The organism is Fluctibacter halophilus (genome assembly GCF_020687825.1).
Taxonomy (GTDB): domain Bacteria; phylum Pseudomonadota; class Gammaproteobacteria; order Enterobacterales; family Alteromonadaceae; genus Fluctibacter; species Fluctibacter halophilus.
Genome location: NZ_JAJEWP010000001.1, coordinates 1259928 through 1285700, shown reverse-complemented (window position 1 = coordinate 1285700; position 25773 = coordinate 1259928). Strand labels below are relative to the sequence as shown.

The following is a 25773-nucleotide window of genomic DNA, read 5'->3' as shown; positions in this document are numbered from 1 at the left end:
GGAACTACAATGCGGTCTTTTCTGGATTGGATAGGGGATACATGGGATGCATTCTGGCGGGTCATAAAACGCATGGTCATGGCGTTCGTGGGGTGGATAGTCAGGATCTGTAAGGCCATCTTTGGTGTATGGCGCGCCATAGGCCCTCGCTGGTTCAGACGCTCGCTGGCGACTGTCACGATTGGTGTGTTGATTTACCACGCACTGACTGTGTTTCTGGCGCCTAATCTGACCCAGGAGTCGGTGCACCGAGTGGTGTACTTAAACGGCGGGTGGAGTGATGAGCAACGGCAAACCTATTATCACACGCCGCAGGGCACGGAGCTGCTTGGCTTACGCTATGACTGGCTGGTAAACCTCGAATTGCCTTTGTCTCATGAACGTCTGGCCAGTGAGACCAACATGCGCGGGTGGGGGTTCATTGTTGATCCGGCACAGCGTCCCAGCGCACGAAATCCCGGAAACCTACCGGTAGGGTTCAGTCAACACATCGATCCCATTAGCGGTGAGCAGAAGCTGGATCTGGGTTGTGCAATGTGTCACACCGGCGAACTGCACTATCAAGGCGTCGCATTGCGAGTCGATGGCGGGCAGGCAATGCAGAGCGTGCCAACGGCAAAGCGCGGCGAGTTTATCACCACCTTGGCAGCCGCTTCGCTGGAAACCTATTTTAACCCTTGGAAATGGTCACGCTTTGCTACCCGAATGGTGGGTCAGGATGATGAGGCAGAAGGTGTACTTCGGGATGAGTTCTGGGCATACATCAAACAAATGCTGGGGTTTATGAAAGGACCTGGGGCGCCACAGTGGTATCCCGTTGAAGAGGGGCGTGGGCGTACCGATGCGGTAGGACGTATTGCCAATGTGGTATTCGGATATGATCTCGACGTGCCTGACAATTATCGTAAGGCCGATGCGCCTGCCAGTTATCCGTTTGTATGGGATATCTGGCGTTTCGACTGGGTGCAATATACCGGTTTCACTAACCAGGCGATGGCGCGCAACGTAGGCGAAGCATTGGGGGTGTTGGCGCCGATTAAACTGGTTGATGCACAAGGAAACCTGATCCGCGGGAAGGATTTTGGAGAGACCCTGGTGGATGTTGATGGTATGCATTGTGTAGAAGGTGTTCTGCGGTCGCTTGAGCCACCACGATGGCCTGCTGAAGTGCTCGGCAACATCGATATCGAACGAGCCCGGCAGGGCAAAGAACTGTTTGGCGACCGGTGTCAGCATTGTCATGGTCCACATACCTCGGCTCCTTATGACTGGCCGGTTGCTGCAAAAGCCGGTGACAATCCTGCAAATCAGATTGATGTCAACTGGCAGTGGGATATGGCCGGTGATATCAGCTACGATGACAAGGGCAATCCGGTGCGTAAAGACTGGCGCGAACAAATCTGGTCGATTCCTTGGATCAGTACCCAAACAGTCGGAACCGATGCCAAGCTGGCGAACAACTTCATGGACAATACCTACGACGCCACCAAAGTGTTGGCCGGTGCCCCGCCTGTTAATGCGGGCAACGGACTTGAAGTGCTCCTCAACCGTTTGGTGCCAACCCTTTACCAGCGTTGGTCGGTACCTGAACAGGACATTGCCGAATACGATGGTATGAATGTGCCATTTAGGATAACCAATCGTCGTGGCTATAAAGCCAGACCGCTGCATGGTGTGTGGGCCACACCCCCGTTTTTACACAATGGATCAGTGCCAACGATTTACGATTTGCTGTCACCGCTTCGGGCGCGGCCAAGCACGTTCTATGTGGGGAACCGTGAATATGATCCGGATAAATTAGGTTATCGGAGCATACCGGGGCCGGGCAGCTTTAAACACGACACGCGCATTGCTGGCAACCACAATACCGGTCACTTGTTCACCGACGTCCAGATGCCTGGACGTATCGGAAAACTGCTGAGCGAGCAGGAGCGTCTGGCGCTGCTTGAATACCTCAAAGTGATGGGCAACCCCGATTACAGTGATGCCTTGGGCGGAGATCCGTTGAATTGGGCCCAGTATCCGAAGGCACCTGTTGATCCAACGTTGGAAGCCAGTTGTAAGGCTAGTTTGCAACAGCATGTGTCTCAACAGTGGAGGCATAACCATGGCTAAATCTATGCTGCTCGGAATGTTGACGTTGAGCCTCAGTACGGCGGGATTTGCCCAGGAGCCCGATGCAACCCACAAGGGCATTAACGATAGCATCGAGCAACACTGGGGAATGGAAATCTCCCAGCAAGAAATCGATGCGATCAATCAGGCAATGTCGTTAGGGCGGGAAATCTCCAGGCGTGCAGAAAAAATTAACGGATTGCCTTACCGACGGGACGCCCACGCCAAAGCGACCGGGTGTTTACGTGCAACCTTTTCGGTCAATGGCGATATACCCGCTCAGTATCAACACAGTATTTTTTCTGTGCCGGGCCAGGAGTATCAGGCCTGGATCCGCTTTTCTAACGGTGATATGACGGTGCAGGCAGACAGTAAACCTGATGCCAGAGGCATGGCCATCAAAGTGGTGGGCGTAAAGGGGAATAAAATCGCGCCTGAGTTTGAGGGACCTGCTGCACAGGACTTTATCATGACCAACACCCCGGCGTTTTTTAACCGCAACGTGTTTGATTATGTAGAAGACATGCATTATCTGGCCAAGTTGCAGCGCACACGCTATTTCATCAGCTTGTTTCCACCCCGTCTGCACCCGCGGCTTTTTTACCGGGCAATCCAGACCGTGTCCAAAACCATAGCCACACCCTTGCAGCCCCAGTATTACTCGATGCTGCCTTATCGTATTGGACAGTCAGTGGTCAAATTCTCCGCGAAAGCCTGCCCGGGGATGGTACTTGACGATAAGGTCGATACCTCTGACAAGGATTTTCTGACCACCAATATGCAGCAGCATTTGTTGCGCAAAGGGGCCTGTTTCGACGTAATGTTTCAGGACAAAGTCCCCGGGGCAAACATGCCGGTCGATGATGCTTCGGTTATTTGGTCAGAGAAAGACTCACCGTTTGTACCCGTAGCCAGAGTGATGATACCGCCACAGTTATTTACGTCGGAAAATCAGCAACAGTTTTGTGAAAACCTGTCGATGAATCCGTGGCACGGCGTGGGTGAATGGGAACCTCTGGGCAGTCTGAATCGAGCGCGGCGAGTCGTGTATCAGGCGGTGTCCGCTTATCGACATCAGCAAAACGATGCCAGTGTCGCTACACCCACCGATTGGTGCCTGCCCGGTGAGCCTGACTGTAACCCGTTAAAGGATATCATTCACAGCAAACCCGAATGGCCTCTGCCGCGGTGTTTTGACAGCCTGACGCAACCGTTGGATGATAAACCCCGTGAGAGTCATTGCGAAAGAGTAGATAAGTGATGCTAAAACGCGTTTTCATATTGCTATTACTCGTTCTATCGGCGGCGCTGATGTGGGCGTATCAAGCCGATATTCCAGTCGAAACGCTGAAAAGTAAATACACCACTGAAGCGTCGGCGTTTGTGAATGTGATGGGGGTTGAAACCCATTATCGCAAAGAAGGCAAAGGGCCTGCGATAGTCCTTTTGCACGGTACCGCATCATCGTTACATACCTGGGATGGGTGGGCGAGCAATTTGTCCCAAGATCACACCGTTATTCGATTGGATTTGCCCGCGTTTGGTTTGACCGGGCCAAACCCCGATTCCGATTACAGCCTTCGCTACTACCGCTCGTTTCTCCATCAATTTTTGTCCACACTGGGTTATTCGCAGGTAATTCTGGCCGGCAATAGTTTAGGCGGGGGCATTGCCTGGGATTACGCGTTACATTACCCACAACAGGTTGAGCGGCTAATTTTGGTCAATACTGCAGGGTACCCGCAAGCCGAGTTGCCTCGTGCCTTGAGACTGGCCCGAAATCCGTTAACGGCTCCGCTGCTCGAATTCCTGACGCCAAGGGCGTTGGTTGCCCGCAATGTTCGTGAGGTCTATGGTGAACCCCAGCGAGTGACTGACGAACAAATCGACCGTTACTGGGACATGTTATTGCGCGAGGGCAACCGACATGCCTTTGTGGTTCGTGCCAATACCACCTATAACTATGCTGTGGATCGCTTACCAGAACTGTTGATGCCTACATTCATTCTGTGGGGGAGCGAGGATCGCTGGATTGCACCCCAAAATGCGGCACGTTTTGGCGATACTATCCAATCCGCTTCCGTCAGGGTTGTGGAAGGAGCAGGGCATATTCCAATGGAAGAAAGACCTGAAGAAACGGTGCGGATGGTGCGGGAATTTTTACGTACCGAGCCTCCGTTATTAAAACTGTAAACAGGAACCGTCATGGTACATAAGACCCACCTCAGTTTGTCGGAATGGCTCAATGGTGCCCCCTGGGACATTGAACAATTCTACCAACAGTATTCGGCATCCGGGCTTGGTGATGCACCGCGCACGGTTGAGGACTTTTCGGTGCTTTTGGCAGAACTGCAACAGCATCCCTTGGTACGTCGTCGACAGGTGGGTAGCAGTTATCTTGGACAACCGCTGTGGTTGTATTCCATTGGTCAGGGGCCTATTTCCGTGTTTGCCTGGAGCCAGATGCACGGCAATGAACCGGTTTCCACCGCGGCGTTGCTGGACGCTGTGTGTATGCTACTGAACGACGAAGAAGACACGCTGTGGAAAGACTGGTCGCGACTGATGACGTTTCATTTTTTGCCGATGTTAAATCCTGATGGCGCTGATGCAAATACCCGCCACAATGCACAAAGCATCGACATTAACCGGGATGCCTCAGCGCTACAGAGCCCCGAAGGCCGGGTGTTGCATCAGTGTTTACTCAATCTGAAGCCAGATTACGCGTTTAATATGCACGATCAATCCCGTTTTTATACTGCCCAAGGTAGCGGGTTACCGTCTGTGATGGCTGTACTGACGCCGCCTGCCAATAGTGGCGGTACCGTAACGCCTGCCCGGGCCCGTGCTGCAAGGGTTCTGAGCCATGTGTTAGGTTACCTGCCCAGCAGTTTACAGGACTATTTGTCCCGTTATCGTAGCCCCTACTCAAGCCGCGCGTTTGGTGACTTTGCTTCCAGCAAAGGGATAAGTTGTATGCTACTGGAATCCGGTTATTTGGGCGGTGATCAAACCCGGTCAGTACCACGAAAAGTCGTTGCCATGACTGTGTTAGCGGCGCTGGACGGTATCCTTACCTACCATCACGACAATGACGTGAATTACCGCGACGATGCCTATTGGCAATTACCATTGAATGTCGATGATGAGCGGGTGGATGTATTGATTCAGCATTTGCAGGTCGCGCCTGACGGGAGCGAAAATTTTGCCGTTGATGTCGGCATTAACCGCTCGGATGTCAGCCCCAATGGTGTTGTTGATATCGGTGATTTACGTCATCTCAATGGTTTCGTTGGTATTGATGCGCGGGGATTGTCGTTCCGTGCTGCTGAAAAAGTAACATTGGATGAGCCTGTAACACTCAGCCAGGAAACCTACCTTGAATATCTGCGCCAGGGGCAGGGCCTGTTTTGTGGCGAGTCATCGTTGCTAAACAACACCAGTGGCTGGCCTGCAATCTGGCAGCAGAAAACGGGCTCAGACGCCAGTGTCAGCGGTCCGACGCTGGGCAACCAACAGGTCTGGTTTATTGCCAATAAATCCCTTCGCTACGCTGTGCTGGGTGATACGGTGATCGACCTTGAACGGGGAGAGAGTCTGAATCAGTATATTTAGGTTGTGATCTTGCACGTCATTTGCGAGCATTGCGGCTTCATAATTGTTGAGTTTTCTCGCGTTAAAAAGGAATTTCTGCTGCCATGTTGCTGCTGATCACCTACGTTGCGATTGCACTGGGTTTCTCGTTTTTGTGTTCTGTTGCTGAGGCGGTCATCCTCAGTGTTTCATCGGCTTTTATTTCCGTTGCCAAAGAAGAGGGGCGTGGTTACGGGGAGCTACTGGCCAATCAAACACAGGACATTAATCGTCCGTTGTCTGCCATCCTTACTTTGAATACGATTGCCCATACGATGGGTGCGGCCGGTGCTGGCGCGCAAGCCGCGGTTGTGTTTGGCGATGCGTATCTGGGTATCGCATCAGCGGTACTGACATTATTGATCCTGGTATTGTCAGAAATCATTCCAAAAACACTGGGTGCAACCTATTGGCGCCAACTGGCCCCTAGCGTGGCTTATTTTCTGCACTACCTTACTTGGCTCTTGGGCCCGTTTGTGTGGTTGGCTCAATTCCTCACCCGTGGTTTTAAGGAAGACAGCCCATTGCGAGGTCTTAGTCGTGGAGAGTTGCAGGCCATGGCGGCATTGTCCAAAGAAGAAGGGCAAATCGCTGAACACGAAGCGGTATTGTTACACAGCCTGCTAAATCTGGATGCGTTGCGGATAAAAGATGCGATGACCCACCGAACGGTGGTGTTTTCCTTACCAGAAACCCTCAGTGTCGAAGCGTTTTTTCATAAACACCAGGACACGTCTTTTTCACGCATTCCGGTGTATGAGAACAACGAGCCGGAGCATATCAGTGGGTTTGTTTTAAAATCCGATTTGCTACTGGCCCACGCTCGGGGTAACGGCGATAAGCCGTTGTCTGCGTACCGTAAAGACATGAGTACGTTGTTGGCTTCGATGCCACTGAGAAACAGCTTTGACTATTTCACCAAAAACCGTGTGCATATGCTGCTGGTTGTTGACGAATACGGCGGTCTTGAAGGGATTTTGACCTTAGAAGATCTGTTGGAAACCTTGTTGGGCATCGAAATTGTCGATGAGACCGATAAAGCCACCAGCATGAAAAAGCTCGCCCGCATGATGATGCGTCGTCGGGAGAAATCCCGTATGCAAGCCACCCCAGAGCAGTAATTAGCATGAATCCATCGACTGGCCCAGGGCCATTGTTACAATGTTTGCATCTGTCCAAACACTATCAGGAAGACGCGTCCCGCGTTGAAGTGTTAAAGGACGTTGAATTCGAAATGGGGCGCGGAGAAAAAGTGGCCATTCTTGGCAGTTCCGGCTCCGGTAAAAGCACCTTGCTGCATATTCTTGGCGCACTGGACCAGCCTTCTTCCGGTCAGGTTTTGTTTGATGGTGAAGATATCTTTAGCTTCAATGAGAAGCAGCGTGCAGCGTTTCGTAATCGCTCACTGGGATTTATATACCAGTTCCATCACCTGTTGCCGGAATTCAGTGCGATTGAAAATGTCGCGATGCCACTGCTCATCCGGCGCACGCCCAAAAAACAAGCATTGAATGACGCCCAGGCGATGTTGGCACAGGTTGGACTTGAACATCGTAGTCAGCATCGCCCCTCACAATTATCCGGCGGTGAACGTCAGCGAGTAGCCATTGCCCGTGCGTTGGTCACTAAACCACAGTTGGTATTGGCAGATGAGCCTACCGGTAACCTGGATCATAAAACCGGTGACGGTATTTATGCGCTGCTGTCGTCTTTGCAGCAGGAGCTGGGCACCAGTTTCATCGTGGTAACCCATGACACAGCACTCGCTCAGCGCATGGGACGGGTGCTGTCACTGACTGACGGTGTATTGTCACCGTGGGAACCGTAACATGGCTTTGGTATGGCAACTGGCCTGGCGGTTGCGGTCCAGTAAGCGTCAAAACGGCTTTATTTCCTTTATCTCTGCGTCTTCGACACTGGGCATAGGTCTCGGCTGTTTTGTGCTGATCGTGTTGCTATCGGTCATGAACGGCTTTGAACGTGAGTTGAAACAGCGGATTTTATCCGCGGTGCCACACGGTGAAGTCTGGGCGGTAGGCGCCAAGGGTTTGCAAGATTGGCCGGTATTGCTCGAACAATTGGCCAAAGACCCACGCATTGCGCATGTCGAGCCGTATTCCAAAGCAACCGGTATGTTGCAGAAGGGGTCAACGATGAAGGCTATCACCGTGACAGCCGTTGATCCTGAGTATGCGGCCAGCAGTCGACTGGCGTCGTTAATCCCAGCTCAGCAGTGGGCAGCATTCAGTGCCCAGCAGAATGGCATTCTGTTGGGTAAAGGTGCGCGACAAAAGCTGGCGGTCTCCATCGGCGACACGGTGCAATTGTTGTTACCGAGCCTGAGCGATGATTTAACCTTTGCGGCGCCAAAGGCAGTGTGGTTGACGGTTGTCGGTGAAATCAGCATTGGCGGCGAACTGGACAATCATCTGGCGCTCATTCAACTGCAAAAAAGTGCTGCTATTCTGGGCGTAGAGACCGGCGCTCAAGGCCTCAGAATGCAATTCCATGATCCTTTTGTTGCGCCTTCCGCAATGTACAACATTGGCTACAGCGTAAAGCAGCATGTTTACATGTCAGACTGGACCAGAACCCAGGGGCATTTGTATCAGGATATTCAATTGGTCAGAAGTGTGGTTTACCTGGCACTGACTTTGTTGATTGCCGTGGCCTGTTTCAACATTGTGTCGACACTGGTGATGGCGGTGAGTGAAAAACGCGCTGAAGTGGCAATGCTCATGACGCTGGGCGCCCGTGGAAGCCTGATAACGCAGGTTTTTATGTTGCAGGGGCTGATTAACGGTTTTGTCGGCACATTGATAGGGGCGGGCGCCGGTGTGTTGGTGGCACAGAACCTGAGTGATATCGCCCGAGGTATTGAATCTGTGCTGGGTATTACCCTGTTGTCCGGCGACATTTATTTTATCGATTTCCTGCCATCGGAACTGGCTCCCACGGACGTGGTTGCGACGGTTTTGATCGCCTTGTCGTTGAGCGTTATTGCAACGGTTTATCCAGCACGTACAGCCAGTAAGATCGATCCTGCGCGGGTGTTGTAGGGAAAGAAAGAAGGGTGTGGCAGATACCACACCCGATGAAATTAACCAGGATTGCGGTCAAAATGCTCGAAATCCAGATCCTCGTCGCGCTGTGCGGCATCCGGATCGTTATAGCGTTCTACGTCAAGTTCACCTTCGCTTTTACCCACGATACAGGCCACCATGCAATCACCGGTAACATTGACCGCTGTACGTGTCATATCCAGTAACCGGTCAACGCCGATGATAAGGGCAATCCCTTCAACCGGCAGGTTTACCTGATTAAGTACCATGGCCAGCATCAGCAATCCAACGCCCGGAACGCCGGCAGTGCCCACGGATGCCAATGTGGCAGTCAGGATCACCATCAACAGATCGGCGGTGGTCAGATCCACACCGTAAACCTGCGCAATAAACACGGTGGCGACACCTTGCATAATCGCGGTTCCGTCCATGTTGATAGTGCTACCCAGAGGCACCGTGAATGAAGCCACTGAGTTTTTAACCCCAAGCTTTTTAGTCGCCGTTTCCAGGGTTACCGGCAACGTGGCAGAGCTACTTGCGGTTGAAAAGGCAAACAGGGCCGCGTCACGCATCTTGCGAAACAACATCAACGGGTTCATGCGCGCCAGCATTGAGAGCAATACCGAATAGGTACCGAAAGCGTGCAGCACCAAAACAGCAAGGACCAGCAAAAAGTATTTCAACAGACTGAAAATGGTGTCGGGGTTGATATCAGCAAACAATTTAGCCAACAACGCAAACACGCCGTAAGGGGCAAGGTTCATTAAAATCGTCACCAGGCGCATGATGACAACATTCAGGTCTTCAAACACGCCGCCAAGCCGCTTGCCTGCTTTGCCGGCCATTGCCATCGCAACACCGAACAGCACCGCAAAAACAATAACTTGCAACATTTTTCCTTGTGCAAATGACTCAAACGGATTGTCAGGGAAAATGTCAATCAGCACCTGGGCCAGGCTGGGTGCTTCCTTGGCGACGTACTGAGCGTCGGTCGGCAGAGCTACGCCAGCGCCTGGTTGCACGACAATGGCGGCCAGCATGGCCAGTGTGATAGCAATGGCGGTGGTCGAAACGTACAGCAAGACTGACTTTCCGCCCAACCGTCCAAGCTTGCTCGGCTCGGTCAGATTCATGATGCCACACACCAGTGATACGAATACCAGAGGCACGACCAGCATCTTCAAACTGTTGATAAATACCTGACCAATAACGTGAAATATACCTTCTACTAAAACCGTATACGTAGAAACCGTGATGCCAAATACACTAAACGCAAAATCTCCGCTATCATCGAACAAGGCTTGAAGGAGGGTTCCGGTAACGATTCCGGCAATCATGCCGATAAAAATTCTGGCAGTTAAACTGAGTTTAGGCGGGGATTGGTCCATAATTGTCCTAGTAATTATTTTTATTAGCGATAGCCTACCAAGTTTGCCAGACAAGCAAAACCACTAAAGCAACCTGTGGGTCAACTTCACCCACAAACGGACGTGTAGGAAGAAAAATATGATATCAAGCGTAAGGGCATGGCTCACTGCTGTAATGATTCTGTCGTTAGCAGCGTGTGGCGGCGGTGGAACGTTGGACCGAGACGACAACACCGGCGGCCAAACACCCGATACGGAACTGAGCATCGCGTTGACCGTGACGGATAATAACGGTCAAAACAACAATGTGCTCAGCGCGAATGAACCCCTCACTATCACCGCGACAGTGACCGACTCCACCGGCGCTGCTGTGGCAAACGAAGATGTCAGTTTTGAGCTGACCAATACCGCAATTGCGAATTTCTCCGGTTCAATCAGTATCGTTGCAACGGATTCAAATGGTGTTGCTTCGGTCGTATTGACGGTAGGCGACGCCGCAGGTTCAGGTTTCGTGACCGCCACGGTTGATGGTGATACCACTGAGCAAATCGGTATTAACTCGACCGGCAATGAACAAACGGTGATTGACCCTGCGTCGCTGGAATTCTATGCCACCACCACGCAACTCGCGTCCAGTGGTTCAGATCAGATTGAATTGATCGCAGTGGTGAAAAACGAAGCCAACGTACTGCTTGAAGGGGTTGATGTTTCTTTTTCGGTTGATTCAGGTGAATTGCAGATCACCCAGGCAAGCACTGCGGCTGATGGTACAGCCAGAGCGATATTAACCTCGAACTCTAATCCACAGAACCGTACCATTAGCGCACAGGCCCGAACCGGCGACCTGATCCAAAACTTGTCGATCGACGTGGTGGGTACCAATATTTCTATCAACGGTCCGTCTTCGGTGATCATTAATGATCCGGTACCGCTGACCATTATTCTGGCTAACTCTGACGGCAATGGTATTGCCCAGCAGCAGCTTACCCTGACGGCAGAGCGCGGCACGCTGAGCAATGCTACCCCTACCACCGGTCCTAACGGCCAGGTACAGGTGATGTACACGGCAACCGAATCGGGTGAGGGCAGTGTGACGGCTCAGGCGCTCAATGCGAATGGTTCAATTGCCATTACCGTTCAGCAGGATGAGTTCAGCTTTACCACCCTGCCTGCCGATGATACGCCACTGGGTCAGTCTGCCATACTGACGGTGACCTGGTTGCGCGATGGTAGCCCGTTTTCTGGCGGCACCGTTGCCTTTACCAGTTCACGGGGCAGCCTGTCATCTTCAAGTGTGGTGACCAATGCCCAGGGTGAGGCCAGCGTATCGATTTCATCCAGCAACGCAGGTATTGCGTCAATCTCCGCGGAAGGTACCGACGGCGTTGGGGATATCGTGACGTCACGGGCACAAATCGAATTCATCGCCACGGAGCCTGACAGCATCATTGTCGATGCCTCTCCGGACTCTATCGGACCGGATGGCCAAACCTCTACCATCACTGCTGTTGTGCGTGACGCACAGGGTAACCTGGTCAAGGGTGAAACGGTAAACTTCATTATCGACGATGTAAGCGGTGGTTTTATTTCACCGAATACCGCCACCACAGACAGCCGTGGTATCGCATCAACGGTGTACACCTCCAATACGGTGAGTGTGCAGGAAGACATTGTGATCACCGCTGAGGTAGCGTCCGATCAGGCGGTGAGTGACAGTACTGTACTGACAGTGGGTGATCGCGCTTTTGATATCACACTGGGTACCGGTAATTCGATTCAGGTACCGGATGATTCTACTTACCTGAAAGAATTCGCCGTGTTCGTCACTGACAACTCCGCCAACCCGGTAGAGGGCGCGCAACTGACCACGTCTGCTACACCTGTGAAATTCTCTCAGGGTGGTGTTTACCGTAAGGGGCGTTGGGTGTGGAACGGTGATATTTATGTGCCTGAAGTGTCCGCTACTTGTAACAATGAAGACGTTAACGGTAATGGCATGTTAGATCCAGGTGAAGACACCAATAACGATGGTTTGTTGACTCCGGGGATCGTTGCCTCTGCATCCGACAGTCTGGTTACCGACAGTAATGGTCAGGCGACGCTGCAAATTCGCTATCCACAGGCCTTCGCTGCGTGGGCAGATATTACCATCAAAGTGTCTGGTCAGTCTGCCGGTACAGAGGCTGTGCAGAGCCAGGAATACACCTTGGCGATTTCGTCGGATGATATTGACGATGTGGAAGAACAACCAGTACCGAGTCCGTTCGGTACGGGAACCAGTTGTACCGACAATAAATAGTCGGTCACTCGCAATAAAAAACGCTACCCAAGGGTAGCGTTTTTTTTAGCTTTGCAGGCGTTGTCAGTCTTGCTGGAATGGATATACGGAACCGATTTTCAGCAGCTGGGTCAGTTCATCCAATGCCGTGCGGGACTCAACCAGCAACTGCGGGTCACGTAAGTCATTCACATTCAGGGCGTCACGGTAATGTTTGTCAACCCAGGCATTCAGACGTGCAAACTGTTCGTCGTTGATCAGGGTATTCTGATTCACCGCGCTGACTTCCGATTCGGTCATTGCGACACGCAAACGCAAACAGGCTGGGCCGCCACCGTTACGCATGCTTTGTTTTACATCGAAGTAATGAACCTGTTTGATAGGGGTATCCTGAGTCACCAGGTTACTCAAATAGCGATTAACTGATTCACTTTCCTCACATTCAGTGGGGGCAATGATGGCCATTTCACCGTTGGGCAACGTTAGGATCTGAGTGTTGAACAGGTAGGTTTTAACCGCTTCCTGAACAGACACATCGGCGCTATCGACACGGACAAAGTGGAGTTTGTGATCGCCGAATTTTTGCTGGATTTCGGCAAAGGCGGCGTCAGTGTTCAGAAATGCCTGTTCGTGATAGAACAGCACATTCTGGTTGCCAACTGAAATCACGTCATTGTGGAACACGCCCTGATCAATCACGTCTGGATTTTGTTGCACGTAAACCACGTTTTCCTCGCTGAGTCCATGCAGACGGGCAATCGCCTGACATGCTTCGAAGGTTTGTCGCGCTGGGTACTTTTTCGGTGCCGGTTTGCTGCCATCAAAGGCATAGCGTCCATACACAAACATTTCGACTCCGGCATGGCCATAGTCCGTGCACAGACGGGTGTGATTGGCGGCACCCTCGTCTCCGAAGTGTTCGTTGTCCGGCAGGTGGGTGTGGTGATCAAAATATTTCTCGTCAGCAAACGTGCCTTTCAGAATGCGACCGGTGACCTCCGGCTCGAGGGAGCGGTGAAATTTATTGGTCAGGTTAGCCGGTGTAAAATGCACTTTACCGTTGGCGGTATCGGCACTTGGGGACACTGTGGCCGCGTTTGCGGTCCACATGCTACTGGCAGAACAACAGGCCTGAAACACTTCCGGGGCTTGTGCTGCCGCTTGTTCGAGCACCCGGGCGTCACTGCCGGTGAAGCCCAGACGGCGCAGCGTGAAGATGTCCGGACGTTCCTGGGGCGCCAGCACCCCCTGAATCATGCCCATGTCGTGAAGCGCCTTCATTTTCTGCAAGCCCTGTTTGGCGGCTTGCTTGGGGCTGCTGTTGGCATTGGCATTGCTGAGAGACGCAACGTTACCAAACGACAAACCAGCGTAGTTATGGGTAGGGCCAACCAAACCATCAAAATTCACTTCAAACTGCTTCATGGTATCCTCATTAACATGCGGGTGAGGGCAGTGCCGCTCACTGGGTTATGGCTTACAACGTGTCGCTGAACTAACCGGTCGAACGAACGCTGGATACCACCTTTTGTGTGTCATTTTTTGTGGTGGGACCCTGTGCATAGGGTACGTTCTGGTCGCGAGTAAGCCCTGAATGGCGTTCCATTATACGGCTTTTACCCCCCTTGCCAATCGCGCTGGTTAAAAACTGAACAGTTTTGCTGCTGTCAAATTCACCACATATATATAAGTATGAAGAAGAACTTGTTTTCTATTCACTTTGTAGATATATGTTAAAAAAGCACCGTGGGTACCAATCAGCACAATAGCTTGGTTAAACTACAAAAATCCCCATAAAAATCAAAGGTTAATCTCACATATATGGCAAAGTCACTGGTGATTGTCGAGTCGCCTGCAAAGGCGAAAACAATAAATAAATATCTCGGCAAAAATTTTATTGTAAAAAGTAGCGTTGGGCATGTTCGCGACCTGCCAACCAAGGCATTGGGTAAAGCACCGGCGAAAAAAAGTGCCAAAGAACTAAAGGCATTGCCGGAAAAAGAGCGTGAGGATTACCTGCGCCATTTTGAATACCTGAAACTTGTCGATCGGATGGGTGTCGACCCTGAAAACGACTGGGCTGCCCACTATGAAGTGTTGTCCGGTAAAGAGAAGGTCGTTAACGAGTTAAAGAAGCTGGCCAAAGACGCAGACACCATTTATCTCGCAACGGATTTGGATAGAGAAGGGGAAGCGATCGCCTGGCACCTGCAGGAACTGATAGGTAAAAAAGACAAGTCTTATCAGCGTGTGGTGTTTAACGAGATCACCAAAAACGCCATTCAGGATGCTTTTTCGCACCCTGGTGAGGTCAATGTTGAGCGTGTAAATGCGCAGCAGGCACGGCGTTTCCTCGACCGTGTAGTCGGTTTTATGGTGTCCCCGCTGCTATGGAAAAAAGTCGCTCGGGGTCTTTCTGCCGGACGGGTTCAGTCTGTTGCTGTGCGCCTGGTGGTAGAGCGAGAACGAGAAATCAAAGCGTTTGTGCCCGAGGAGTTCTGGGATATACATGCCGATTTACTGGCCGAAAAGGCCGATCTGCGCATGCTGGTAAATAAGTACCAGGGGCAAGCCTTTAAACCGGTTAACAAGTCCCAGGCGGACGCTGCGGTTGCGGACCTGAAAGGGGCCAGCTACAACGTTATTAGTCGTGAGTCGCGCCCGACACAAAGCAAACCCTCGGCACCCTTTATTACCTCAACGCTGCAACAGGCTGCCAGCACACGACTGGGATTCGGCGTAAAGAAAACCATGACATTGGCCCAGCGTCTGTATGAAGCGGGTCACATCACCTACATGCGTACCGACTCAACCAACCTGAGTCAGGAAGCGCTGGATAACTGTCGTGACTATATTCAGTCGAACTTTGGTGACAACTATTTGCCTGCACAAGCCATTCGGTATGGCAGCAAGGAGGGCGCACAAGAAGCTCACGAAGCCATACGGCCCTCTAATGTGAAAATTAAGGCTGACTCCCTGTCTGACATGGAACGCGACGCACAGCGCCTCTACGAGCTTATTTGGCGTCAGTTTGTTGCCTGCCAGATGACACCTGCCAAATACGATGCCAGTACCATCAGAGTTGCGGCGGGTGACTATGAACTGGTCGCCAAAGGCAGGGTGTTGAAGTTTGATGGTTGGACGCGCGTTCAGCAGCAAATGAAAAAGAAAGGGGATGACGATCTGACCTTGCCGGACGTGAAAGAAGGTCAGGCATTGGATCTGAAAACCCTCGATCCGAAGCAGCATTTCACCAAACCACCGGCACGCTTCAATGAAGCTTCGTTGGTAAAAGAGCTGGAAAAGCGCGGCATCGGCCGTCCTTCTACTTATGCCAGTATCATCTCCACGATTCAGGACCGGGGCTATGTGCGCCTGGACAACAAGCGTTTCTATGCTGAAAAAATGGGCGAGATTGTCAATGACCGGCTGCTTGAGAACTTCGACGACCTGATCAGTTATGATTTTACCGCCAACATGGAACAGCAGTTGGATGAAATCGCCAACGGTAATGCCGATTGGAAGCAGGTACTCAACAGTTTCTATGATGATTTTTACCAGAAACTACTGGTGGCGGAAAAACCACCGGAAGAAGGTGGGATGCGTCTCAATCAGGCGATTGAAACCAACATCAGTTGTGACAAATGTGGTCGTCCGATGAATGTGCGCACTGCCAGTACCGGCGTATTCCTCGGTTGCTCTGGTTATAATCTGCCACCCAAAGAACGTTGCACCGGCACCAAAAATCTGGTTCCCGGTGACGAAGTGGTCAAGGTGGATGACGAAGAAGAGCTGGAGACTGAAGCATTACGCTCCAAACGCCGTTGTGACATTTGCGGTACGGCGATGGACAGTTACCTGGTCGATGAAACCCGCAAACTGCATGTGTGTGGTAACACGCCTACCTGTCCTGGTACCTTTGTGGAAACCGGCACCTTCAAGATCAAGGGCTATGACGGCCCGATCATAGAATGTGACAAGTGCGGCAGTGACATGGAGCTGAAAAACGGTCGCTTCGGTAAATATTTCGGCTGTACCAATGAAGGGTGCAAAAACACCCGTAAACTGTTGCGTAACGGCGAAGTGGCGCCACCGAAGGAAGATCCGGTCGATTTGCCGGAGTTGCCGTGCGAGAAATCCGATGCCCATTTTGTGTTACGTGATGGGGCGTCTGGGATTTTCCTTGCGGCGCATAATTTCCCCAAATCCAGGGAAACGCGAGCCCCATTGGTAGAAGAGCTTGCACGTTTTAAATCTCGCTTGTCGCCCAAGTTTCACTACCTCGCCGATGCGCCACAAACGGACCCTGACGGCAATAAAACCTTGGTACGTTTTAGTCGCAAGACCAAGCAGCAGTATATCGTTGCTGAGACGCCGGAAGGTAAACCCAGTGGCTGGGTTGCCTGGTACAAAGATGGCAAGTGGGTGGCTGACGATAAGCGTAAAAGTGCAGCCAAAAAAGGCTGATGTGATGTAGATTAACCCTTATCGTTATCTAGTACATTAGGGCGGCCGGTGCTAAACTGGCCGCCCTTTTTTATCGCTCTCAGACGGGGAACAGCATGGCATTGTCGCTACAGGAACAATTGCTCAAGGCGGGCTTGGCAGATAAGAAGAAAGTCCAGCAAGTGAAACGCGAAAAGCATAAAAAGACCAAACAACAACAAAAACACAAAGTGGTTGAGGTCAGTGAAAGCAAACTTGCCGCTGAACAGGCAAAAGCGCAGAAGATTGCTAAAGATAAGGCGCTGAATGCGAAAGCAAAAGCTGAGGCAGAGCAGAAAGCCATTGCGGCGCAAATCAAGCAGTTGATTGAACTGAACCGTCAGCCAAAAGACAACGGTGACGTGGCCTGTAATTTTACTGACGGTACGGTGATCAAGCGACTGTATGTCAATCAGACCACCCAAAACCGTATTAGCCAGGGCAAGTTGGCCATCGTGCGTTTTGGAACAGGCTATGAATTGGTGCCCATGCCTGTCGCAGATAAGATTGCCCAGCGCGATGAGCAAGCCGTGGTATATCGTGTGGATCAGGCGGATGTTGACACCAGTAGCGCTGAAGAAGACGACTGGTATGCCGATTATCAGATCCCGGATGATTTAACGTGGTAGCCGCAGGCACCGGAGAATCGATACCTACCGTCTGGGTTGATGCTGACGCCTGTCCACAAGAAATCAAAAGCATTCTGTTTCGTGCGGCGCAACGTAGCGGTGTACAACTGATATTGGTTGCCAATCATCCCATGCGGGTTGCGGCGGGGCCGAATATCCGCTTCATCCAGGTTGAAAAGGGCTTCGATGCCGCTGATCATCTGATTGCGCAACGAATTGATAGGGCCGATTTACTGATCAGCGGTGACATACCCTTAGTCGCTGAAGCGATGGAGAAGGGGGCTCAGGCGATCAGCCATCGTGGCGAGGTGTTTGACCGCCAGACCATTCGTTCACGGCTAAATATGCGTGATTTTTACGACACCCTGCGTGCCAGCGGGGTGCAGAGTAAAGGCCCTCCGCCACTCGGCGCGGCGGAGAAACAGCAATTTGCAAATGGACTTGATCGCTATCTGGCGTCGCTGAAATAAGTGCTGTTATTGGGTTGACGCTTGTGCAGGCTTGCGTCGACGTCTGCGTCTGCGGGGTTTATCTGATTCGGTCCCCGTTTTGACGGTTTTGGGCTTGTTGTTACCTTTACCCCCCGGGTGATTTTTGCGCGGATGTGGTTGGATACTGGGCAGCGGATGCTCCGGTTCAAAGTCGGGAACCGTATGGCGCTCGAGGCGCAGGCCAATCAACTTTTCAATGTCGTGCAACAGCTTGGCTTCATCAGCACACACTAACGATATTGCAATGCCTGTCGCGCCGGCCCGGCCGGTGCGTCCTATGCGATGAACATAGTCCTCAGCAACGTTGGGCAAATCAACATTAATGACCACAGGCAGTTGATCAATATCCAGCCCTCGAGCCGCGATGTCCGTGGCGACCAATACCTGAATATCACCTGATTTGAATTCTGCCAATGCCTTTGTGCGGGCTCCCTGGCTTTTGTTGCCGTGAATGGCAGAAGCGGCAATACCGCGACTGTCTAACTGCTTGGCCAGTCTGTTTGCACCGTGCTTGGTTCGACTGAATACCAGTACCTGCGACCATGCATGGTGTTTGATTAAATGTGTCAATAACGCTGATTTGCGGTTTTTATCGACCGGATAAACAGATTGCTCCACCCGTTGCGCCGTGCTGTTCGGCGGCGTCACACTGATTTCCTTGGGCGACTTCATCCAGCCTTTGGCCAGTGATTTGATCGAGTCAGAGAAGGTTGCCGAAAACAGCAGATTCTGTCGATTGTCTGGTAACAGCTTTAAAATGCGGCGAATATCATGGATAAACCCCATATCGAGCATGCGGTCAGCCTCATCAAGCACCAGATATTCCAGTTGTTTAAAGGTGACAGCACCCTGCTGGTACAGATCCAGCAAGCGGCCAGGCGTCGCGACCAGGATATCGACACCTTTTTTGAGTTTATCAATCTGTGGTTGAGCACCAACGCCACCGAAGATGACCGCCGATTTTAGCGGTAGGTGCGTGCCATAGCGTTTGACATTGTCAGCAACCTGGGCGGCCAGTTCGCGGGTTGGTGTCAGCACCAATGCCCTGACGTGTTTTGGGGCTGGACGCTGGCCCTTGTCGGCTAATCGTTGTAGCAGGGGTAAGGTAAAACCTGCCGTTTTGCCGGTGCCGGTCTGGGCCGCGGCCATGATGTCATCGCCTTGCAGAATGGCGGGAATGGCTTGTTGTTGGATCGGCGACGGGGTTTCGTAACCTTGTGCTTCAACCGCACGTAACAATGCTGGGATCAGTCCCAGCTCAGAAAATGTCATTCAATATACTCAAACTAGTGAAAGGGTATGCTGACCGGTCGTCAGCAGAAGTGCGCTGGTAGCCCAGCGAATAAATAAACGGGAGTACACAACAGTACTCCCGTAAAAAGTTGCGAAGGATTATAACACGGATACCAATGCTGTGGCGAGATCATCTACATTGGACAGGCTGATGCCGGCAATATTGACGCGGCTGGAATCAACGAAATATACGCTGTGCTCACGTCTGACCTGTTGCACCTGTTCAGGGGTAATACACAGGTAGGAGAACATGCCTTTTTGCTGAGTGATAAAGCTGAAGTCTTTACTGGCGCCTTTTTCTTTCAGTTTATCAACCAGCAATTGTCGCAGAGACTGCATGCGGGTACGCATTTCGTCGACTTCCGATACCCACATGTCCTTCAGTTGCTGATCATGCAGAATGATGTCTACCAGCGCACCGCCGTAGGAAGGGGGCATCGAGTAGCTACCGCGAGCAACAGACTGAATCTGCGATTGCACGATGCTGCGGGCTTTGCTGTCTTTGGTGATCATCGCGGCCAGGCCAACGCGCTCTCGGTATAAACCAAAGTTTTTCGAGCAACTGGCGGCGATGACCACTTCGGGCAGGTTTTCTGTCAGCAGGCGAACACCGTAAGCGTCCTCCTCAAGGCCGTCACCGAAACCGAGGTAAGCGACGTCCAGGAAAGGTACAAATTCACGCTCTTGGGCAAGCTCCAAGACCCGTTGCCATTGCGCTTTGGTCAAATCTGCGCCAGTGGGATTGTGACAACAACCATGCAGCAGGACCACGTCACCTTTTTTAACCTTGGCCAGTGTGGCTTCCATCGCGGCAAAATCGATCCCCGCAGCGCTTTTATCGAAATAAGGATAGGTTTCGATGTTCAGGCCGGCACTGCCAATCAGCGGTATATGGTTTGCCCAGGTAGGGTCACTGACCCAAACAGTCAGGTTTTCATCACAGCGTTTCAGCAATTCAGCCAGTATGCGCAGAGCACCACAGCCGCCCGGTGCTTGTACAGCAGCAACACGGTCTTCGATCAGCGCAGGGTGCCCCGCGCCGAGCAGTAATTCCAGCATACCCTGGATAAAGCCGGGTACACCTTGTGGCGTGATATAGGTTTTAGAGGTTTCGTTAGCCAATAACACTTTTTGTGCCTCAGCGACCGCTTTAACGATGGGGGTTTGACCCTGTTCGTTTTTGTACACTCCCACACCGAGGTCAATCTTGTTCGGATTGGGATCCTCCTTAAAGGCAGCAGATAAACCCAGGATTGGATCGGCGGGTAAGGGGGATAGTACGTCAAACATTGTGGTCCTCAGCGATTGTATGGAGTGTAGTGGCGCTCATTATGCCACTCACGGTACAAAATTCGAGGACTATTTAGGCCTAACCTATGGCAAATTGAAAGGTCCGAGGAGGCGAGCTGGGATGACCGTTCTGGTAAGTCTGTTCATACCAGGATATGTGCTGCTGATCATCGACCGTGAGGATTGTCGAGCAACGTGTTCCGTAGTCGGGCGTTGTGATAAATATTGATGACAACAGCCTTTCCCAGTCTTTGGGAATGCCGGTGTCTGGCAAGGCTTCTTCAGGGGCCTGATGATCATCCTGCAATACGGTTAACAGGGCATCGACGATATGATCCGCAGGCAACTGGCAAGCCGCCTGTAAGCCCTTCACACCTCGTCGTTGCTTGGGCCAGTGCATATCGATACTGGCATTGGATAACGCGTAAAACCCCGGTTTAAGCACGGTCAGCGTATCGCTACGGTTGTTATAGACGTGCAAATTGTGCCATTCACCGAACAGCAGGTTGTAACCATTGTAGTGCTGACGGCTGCTTTGACAGCACTGCAGGTAGTCTGAAGTTGATACATCTTCGGTCAGATAATTCACTGTCAGTTCGCCCCGGCTGGGTGCGTTGTCGAGCACCCGTTGCGGTTCCCTGACGTTGGTGAGTGCAGCGATTTTGCCACCGCGAGTGACGCCCATCCAGGTGCCTCCTGCCTGGCGATCTTTGCCTGCCAGTATCGATGGATACTCGTTCCAGAATCCGGAAGGGGTGGTAGGACGCTGGTAGAATTCGTCACGATTGGCGGCGATGATCAGCGGCAGATCCGGGTGTTGTTTTACGGCGATAAACAATATGCACATGGGCCTGCTCTCTGATTTGATCTATTTAACGCGCTACAGGGTAGTGCACCTGCGACTATCCTAGCAACCTTGGTGACAGTTGCCGGACGGTAGAATATGCAATCTCTTGCTACCCTCAGACTCGACAATTGGTGCCAGATAAGCGAGTATGCCGACATTCTGATGCAGTAAACGTCCCTTTTTAACATGGCAGAACCCCTGGACATACCTTCTTTGTCACCGGCAATCCCGCGTCTGGGTAACCGATTCAGCGCCTGGTTAGGACGCACCGTATTGCAGCGCTTGGGCTGGCAATTCGAAGGGCAATTCCCAACCCACGGAAAAATGGTGATTGCGGTTGCGCCCCATACCTCAAACTGGGATTTCGTGCTGGGCCTTGCCGTGGCCTTCACATTGCGGCTGAAAATCACGTTTTTTGGCAAGCACACGCTGTTTTTCCCCCCTTTTGACAGACTTATGCGCCGCTGGGGCGGGATCCCGATTGAACGATCCCGTGCTCATGGTGTGGTTGAACAAATTGTGGCTAACATGAAAAGTGCTGAACAGATGCTGTTGTGCATTGCCCCGGAAGGTACCCGTAGCCCTGTGTTTCCGTGGAAAACAGGTTTTGTACATATCGCCCATGCGGCGGATGTGCCTCTTTTCCTGGTAGGCTTGGATTATCAGCGTAAGAAAGTCGTTCTGGGGCCCTGTGAACCGGTCGTTGATGTTGTACAATCGATGCAGCAGGTGTATGCCTTTTTTGCGCGTGTTCCAGCCAAGTATCCCGCAAATGTAATCACTTCGGTGGAGAAAGAGATTGACTCGTAAAGGCCAAACAACCCGATTGGTACATGCCGATCGTTTTATCAACCAACCCAATAGTGGCGCGGTACACTCCCCAACTTCCAATTCTGTGCTGTTTGAGTTTACCGATGTTCAGGACCTGGTGGATGTGTTTCAGGGCAAACAGATGGGACACGTCTATTCCCGCTCGTCCTCTCCATCAACGGCAGCGCTGCAGAATATGGTCTGTGATCTGGAAGGTGGCGTTGGTGCGGTGACGTTTTCCACTGGCATGGCTGCTATCAGCGCGTTGTTCCTGTCGCTGGTCAGGCAGGGCGATCACCTGATTGTCAGCCGATATCTGTTTGGCAACACCCGCAGTTTTTTCGAAAATCTAAGCAACTTCGGTGTCGAGATTTCCTGGGTTGATGTAACCGATGTGCGCAGTGTTGAACAGGCCGTGCGGCAAGACACCCGAGCGGTCTTTGCCGAAACCATTGCCAACCCTGTGACTCAGGTAGCGGATCTGTCTGCTATCGGGCGGTTGTGCGCAAGTAAAAAACTGCTGTTTATCATTGATACCACCATGACCCCAGGTGTGCTGTTTGACGCGCAAAAAGTGAATGCATCGCTGACCGTTGCCAGCTTAACCAAATATTACGCCGGTCATGGCAACGTGTTAGGTGGTGTGATCGTTGATACCGGGTGTTATGACTGGACACACTTTCCCCACATCGCCGAAATGTATAAAGGCGCGGATGAGAAACAATGGGGTTTAACCCAGATCCGCAAGAAAGGTCTACGCGATCTCGGCGGTACATTGTCGCCCCATGCGGCTCATCAGATTGCGGTAGGGATGGAGACCATGTCTATCCGATTGCAACGCAGCTGTGACAATGCGTTACGTCTGGCCACGTATCTGCATGGTCATCCTAACGTTAAACAGGTTTTCTATCCCGGACTGGCCGATCACCCACAACACTTTTTGGCCCGAGAAACCTTCGGTGGAATGTACGGCGGAATTTTCAGTATCGATCTGGATGAAAACGTAGACTGTTTCGCGTTTCTAAACGCGCTAAAACTGGTCATCAATGCGACTCACCTAGGTGATACACGTACACTGGCTTTACCTGTGGCGCATACCATCTACTTTGAAAATGGCCCTGAAGAGCGGGCCGCGATGGGGATTAGTGATAACCTCATTCGGTTTTCGGTGGGTATTGAAGACATCGACGACATCGTTGCTGATTTTGAGCAGGCGTTTCACATTATCGGTGCTTAAACAAAAGAGCTACCCGGTTGGGTAGCTCTTTTAGCGATCAATTTGCCAATCCATCCAATCCGATAAGCTGAACGGGAATTCCCGGTTCCGTACCATCGACGGCGATCGCCGTGTAGATTTCTCCGCCTTCCAACATCAGCGTAGACGTTTCAAGGGCGGCGGTTTTAGTACCGGTGGGTGTCACCGTTACAACGTAGTCGCCCGGAGCCAGTGATACATAGCCGGTTTCAGCCAGATCAGCAGTATTGTACGGAACGTTACTGAAAGCCGGGTCTACATTATCAATCGCACCATCTGCGGTCACATAAATATCGACAGCACCAGCGCTTGGCGACGCGTGTACAATTCTGACCTTTGCTTCGGTGGCGACACTGCGTGGCATATCGATAAGCAAATCGAGATCGGCAGACGCCAGGCTGCTGTTGGCAATGGCGGTATAGATCCCACCTTTTTGCAATGTAACCGGCGCATCGTCAATGGCGATCACGCTATTGTCTGCATCGGCAACAACGTCCAACAGGTAGTCTGCGGGTTCTACTGCCAGATAGTCTGTTTTCATCGGAAAGGCTAAGCCATCTACCAGCGTCACGGCGTTATTCGCAATGACATCAACAGCCGGAGCGTCACTGATGCCATGTACGACCCGTACTTCAGCCGGGGTATTGGCGTCAGCCACAATTGCCGCACCGCTGGGGCCAGCGAGTAGCAAAGCAACCGGACTTTCACCTGCCTGAATGTTTTGAACCGCCGCAGCCATAACATCCAGACCATCGGTTAACTCAAGCGTGCCTGAATCATAGACGACGGTCATTGCACCCGCAGGGGTTATCCGTACCCGGTAGTCACCGGCAGGAACTTCAAGGGCGGCGGTGAAATCACGAAAAGCCGCCGTGGCAACAGGCTGTTCGTCGGCTAGCAGTGCATCCGGCGCGGTAACGTAGATGTCAACCGTGGGGGCATTGGGGGCTGCGTGCACAATCTGAACCCGGGCATTGCCGGCAGGAACCGCAGCAACCGAAGAAGGCACCACCAGGGGTTCGACACCTTCGGCAACCGTATCAATGGCTAACACATCGTAGCGTGTATCTGCCTCAAGTGTCAGTTCCGCGGCGATAACATCCAGATTGCCACCCGGTACAATGGCCTCGACCCGCACATCGTAGGTTCCGGCATCCACACTGAGTAGTTCTGAGCTGACCTGGTAGTCGACATTTTCCAGTCCCGCTAACACAGCGTCATTGGCGTAGATATTCACTGCCGGTGCATCGGGCGCGGCATGGGTCACCCTCAATTCAGCGGTGGGTGTTGGGGCGGGTGGGGGCGTTGGCTCCGGTAATGTTGCATCATCATCATTAAAGCATCCTGATAAAGTCCATGATAAACTGACAATAGCAGTGAGTGTTATGATCCTTCTCATTGGTTGTTCCTCGTGGTTGGTTATGCAAACGTTCCTACGCGGTCACCGGTGAGAGGGATCACCTTAATCCATTTCTCTATACTTCTAAAATATCGAACGCATTCTGCGGAATTTAGCAATATATTTTTCATTTAATCGACATTAAGCTGAGTTCATTCCATTGATGAGGGTTAAATGATGAACAATGTATTGGCGATTAACACCAGCCTGAATGGCACGCAAGGCAACTCCAACCAGCTTGTCGAACACTTTCTTGACAAACTGGCTGCCAAACAGCAAACGACTGTAACCGTGCGCGATTTGGTTGAAACTGACTTGCCTCACCTCAGCGCTGAGGAGATGGCGGCGTGGATGACGCCACAGGACGAACGCAATGCACAACAGGCGTCACTGGCGTCGCTGTCAGATAGTCTGGTTGAGGAACTGCAACAGGCTGACACGCTGGTGCTGGGAATGCCAATGTACAATTTTGGTGTGCCTTCCGCATTCAAAGCATGGATCGACCGTGTTGCCAGAGCCGGTATTACGTTCCGTTACACCGAGTCTGGTCCCCAAGGGCTACTGACCGGCAAGCGCGCTTATGTGTTGGCCGCGCGAGGCGGGATGTATGCCGGTACCGAGAAGGACAGTCAGACGCAGTATTTACGTGATGTACTTGCATTTCTTGGTATCGAAGACGTGACGTTCGTTTACGCAGAAGGGTTGGCTATGGGCCCATCAGTGTCGGAGCAGGCAATTGCCAACGCCGAACAAAAAATTAGTGAACTTATTGAAAAAACGGCTGCCTAAATTAATGCAGTAAGGAACGTGGTGCGACAT

General features: G+C 51.9%; 20 protein-coding genes. 14 read left to right on the top strand and 6 right to left on the bottom strand.

Annotated elements, in window-relative coordinates:
* Positions 1-9: 9 nt before the first annotated feature.
* The 7 genes from LJ739_RS05975 (at position 10) to LJ739_RS05945 (ending at position 8807) form a co-directional block, all read left to right on the top strand.
* Entirely contained in the window at positions 10-2115 is a 2106-nt protein-coding gene (locus LJ739_RS05975; protein ID WP_229158025.1) for a di-heme-cytochrome C peroxidase, read from the top strand.
* Entirely contained in the window at positions 2108-3376 is a 1269-nt protein-coding gene (locus LJ739_RS05970) for a catalase family protein (RefSeq protein ID WP_229158023.1), read from the top strand. Before LJ739_RS05975 ends, LJ739_RS05970 begins: the two co-directional genes overlap by 8 nt.
* Positions 3377-3426: 50 nt before the next feature.
* Positions 3427-4308, top strand: coding sequence for an alpha/beta fold hydrolase (locus LJ739_RS05965; protein WP_229158021.1), 882 nt, complete (start codon positions 3427-3429; stop codon positions 4306-4308).
* Positions 4309-4320: 12 nt separating this feature from the next.
* The gene (locus LJ739_RS05960; RefSeq protein WP_229158019.1) at positions 4321-5730 is read left to right on the top strand and encodes a M14 family zinc carboxypeptidase; all 1410 of its coding nucleotides are present in this window, start codon (positions 4321-4323) and stop codon (positions 5728-5730) included.
* An 83-nt stretch (positions 5731-5813) separates the two neighbouring features.
* On the top strand, positions 5814-6869 hold the full coding sequence (locus tag LJ739_RS05955; RefSeq protein WP_229158017.1) for a CNNM domain-containing protein: 1056 nt from the start codon (positions 5814-5816) through the stop codon (positions 6867-6869).
* A 5-nt stretch (positions 6870-6874) separates the two neighbouring features.
* Positions 6875-7576, top strand: a complete 702-nt coding sequence (gene lolD / locus LJ739_RS05950; protein ID WP_229158015.1) for a lipoprotein-releasing ABC transporter ATP-binding protein LolD — start codon at positions 6875-6877, stop codon at positions 7574-7576.
* 1 nt (position 7577) lies between these two features.
* The gene (locus LJ739_RS05945; RefSeq protein ID WP_229158013.1) at positions 7578-8807 is read left to right on the top strand and encodes a lipoprotein-releasing ABC transporter permease subunit; all 1230 of its coding nucleotides are present in this window, start codon (positions 7578-7580) and stop codon (positions 8805-8807) included.
* A gap of 41 nt (positions 8808-8848) precedes the next feature.
* On the opposite strand, the gene LJ739_RS05940 is transcribed toward LJ739_RS05945, so the two are convergent.
* Positions 8849-10198, bottom strand: coding sequence for a dicarboxylate/amino acid:cation symporter (locus LJ739_RS05940; RefSeq protein ID WP_229158011.1), 1350 nt, complete (start codon positions 10196-10198; stop codon positions 8849-8851).
* Positions 10199-10316: 118 nt separating this feature from the next.
* On the opposite strand from LJ739_RS05940, the gene LJ739_RS05935 reads away from it, so the two are divergent.
* Entirely contained in the window at positions 10317-12476 is a 2160-nt protein-coding gene (locus LJ739_RS05935; RefSeq protein WP_229158009.1) for a beta strand repeat-containing protein, read from the top strand.
* Positions 12477-12539: 63 nt separating this feature from the next.
* On the opposite strand, the gene astB is transcribed toward LJ739_RS05935, so the two are convergent.
* On the bottom strand, positions 12540-13880 hold the full coding sequence (gene astB, locus LJ739_RS05930; RefSeq protein WP_229158007.1) for an N-succinylarginine dihydrolase: 1341 nt from the start codon (positions 13878-13880) through the stop codon (positions 12540-12542).
* Between the two features lie 396 nt (positions 13881-14276).
* On the opposite strand from astB, the gene topA reads away from it, so the two are divergent.
* The 3 genes from topA to LJ739_RS05915 all read left to right on the top strand — a co-directional run bounded on the left by topA (position 14277) and on the right by LJ739_RS05915 (position 18039).
* Positions 14277-16922 (top strand): type I DNA topoisomerase, encoded by a 2646-nt coding sequence (gene topA, locus LJ739_RS05925; protein ID WP_229158005.1) that lies wholly within the window; start codon positions 14277-14279, stop codon positions 16920-16922.
* A 95-nt stretch (positions 16923-17017) separates the two neighbouring features.
* Entirely contained in the window at positions 17018-17569 is a 552-nt protein-coding gene (locus LJ739_RS05920; protein ID WP_229158003.1) for a DUF2058 domain-containing protein, read from the top strand.
* Positions 17563-18039, top strand: a complete 477-nt coding sequence (locus LJ739_RS05915; RefSeq protein WP_229158001.1) for a YaiI/YqxD family protein — start codon at positions 17563-17565, stop codon at positions 18037-18039. Before LJ739_RS05920 ends, LJ739_RS05915 begins: the two co-directional genes overlap by 7 nt.
* 6 nt (positions 18040-18045) lie before the next feature.
* On the opposite strand, the gene LJ739_RS05910 is transcribed toward LJ739_RS05915, so the two are convergent.
* From LJ739_RS05910 to LJ739_RS05900, 3 genes are all read right to left on the bottom strand, one after another.
* Positions 18046-19332, bottom strand: coding sequence for a DEAD/DEAH box helicase (locus LJ739_RS05910; RefSeq protein WP_229157999.1), 1287 nt, complete (start codon positions 19330-19332; stop codon positions 18046-18048).
* Between the two features lie 120 nt (positions 19333-19452).
* Positions 19453-20643, bottom strand: coding sequence for an amino acid aminotransferase (locus LJ739_RS05905; protein WP_229157997.1), 1191 nt, complete (start codon positions 20641-20643; stop codon positions 19453-19455).
* Positions 20644-20722: 79 nt separating this feature from the next.
* Complete coding sequence (locus LJ739_RS05900; protein WP_229157995.1) at positions 20723-21490, bottom strand: NRDE family protein; 768 nt, start codon at positions 21488-21490, stop codon at positions 20723-20725.
* A gap of 186 nt (positions 21491-21676) precedes the next feature.
* On the opposite strand from LJ739_RS05900, the gene LJ739_RS05895 reads away from it, so the two are divergent.
* Positions 21677-22300, top strand: coding sequence for a 1-acyl-sn-glycerol-3-phosphate acyltransferase (locus tag LJ739_RS05895; RefSeq protein WP_229157993.1), 624 nt, complete (start codon positions 21677-21679; stop codon positions 22298-22300).
* Complete coding sequence (locus LJ739_RS05890; RefSeq protein WP_229157991.1) at positions 22290-23537, top strand: cystathionine gamma-synthase family protein; 1248 nt, start codon at positions 22290-22292, stop codon at positions 23535-23537. Before LJ739_RS05895 ends, LJ739_RS05890 begins: the two co-directional genes overlap by 11 nt.
* A gap of 37 nt (positions 23538-23574) precedes the next feature.
* Here LJ739_RS05890 and LJ739_RS05885 read toward each other — a convergent pair whose 3' ends face one another.
* Positions 23575-24954 (bottom strand): DUF4397 domain-containing protein, encoded by a 1380-nt coding sequence (locus tag LJ739_RS05885; protein WP_229157989.1) that lies wholly within the window; start codon positions 24952-24954, stop codon positions 23575-23577.
* A 177-nt stretch (positions 24955-25131) separates the two neighbouring features.
* On the opposite strand from LJ739_RS05885, the gene LJ739_RS05880 reads away from it, so the two are divergent.
* Positions 25132-25743 carry an FMN-dependent NADH-azoreductase gene (locus LJ739_RS05880; protein WP_229159451.1) on the top strand — a complete coding sequence of 204 codons (612 nt, stop codon included), beginning with the start codon at positions 25132-25134 and terminating at the stop codon, positions 25741-25743.
* The last annotated feature ends 30 nt before the right edge of the window (positions 25744-25773 follow it).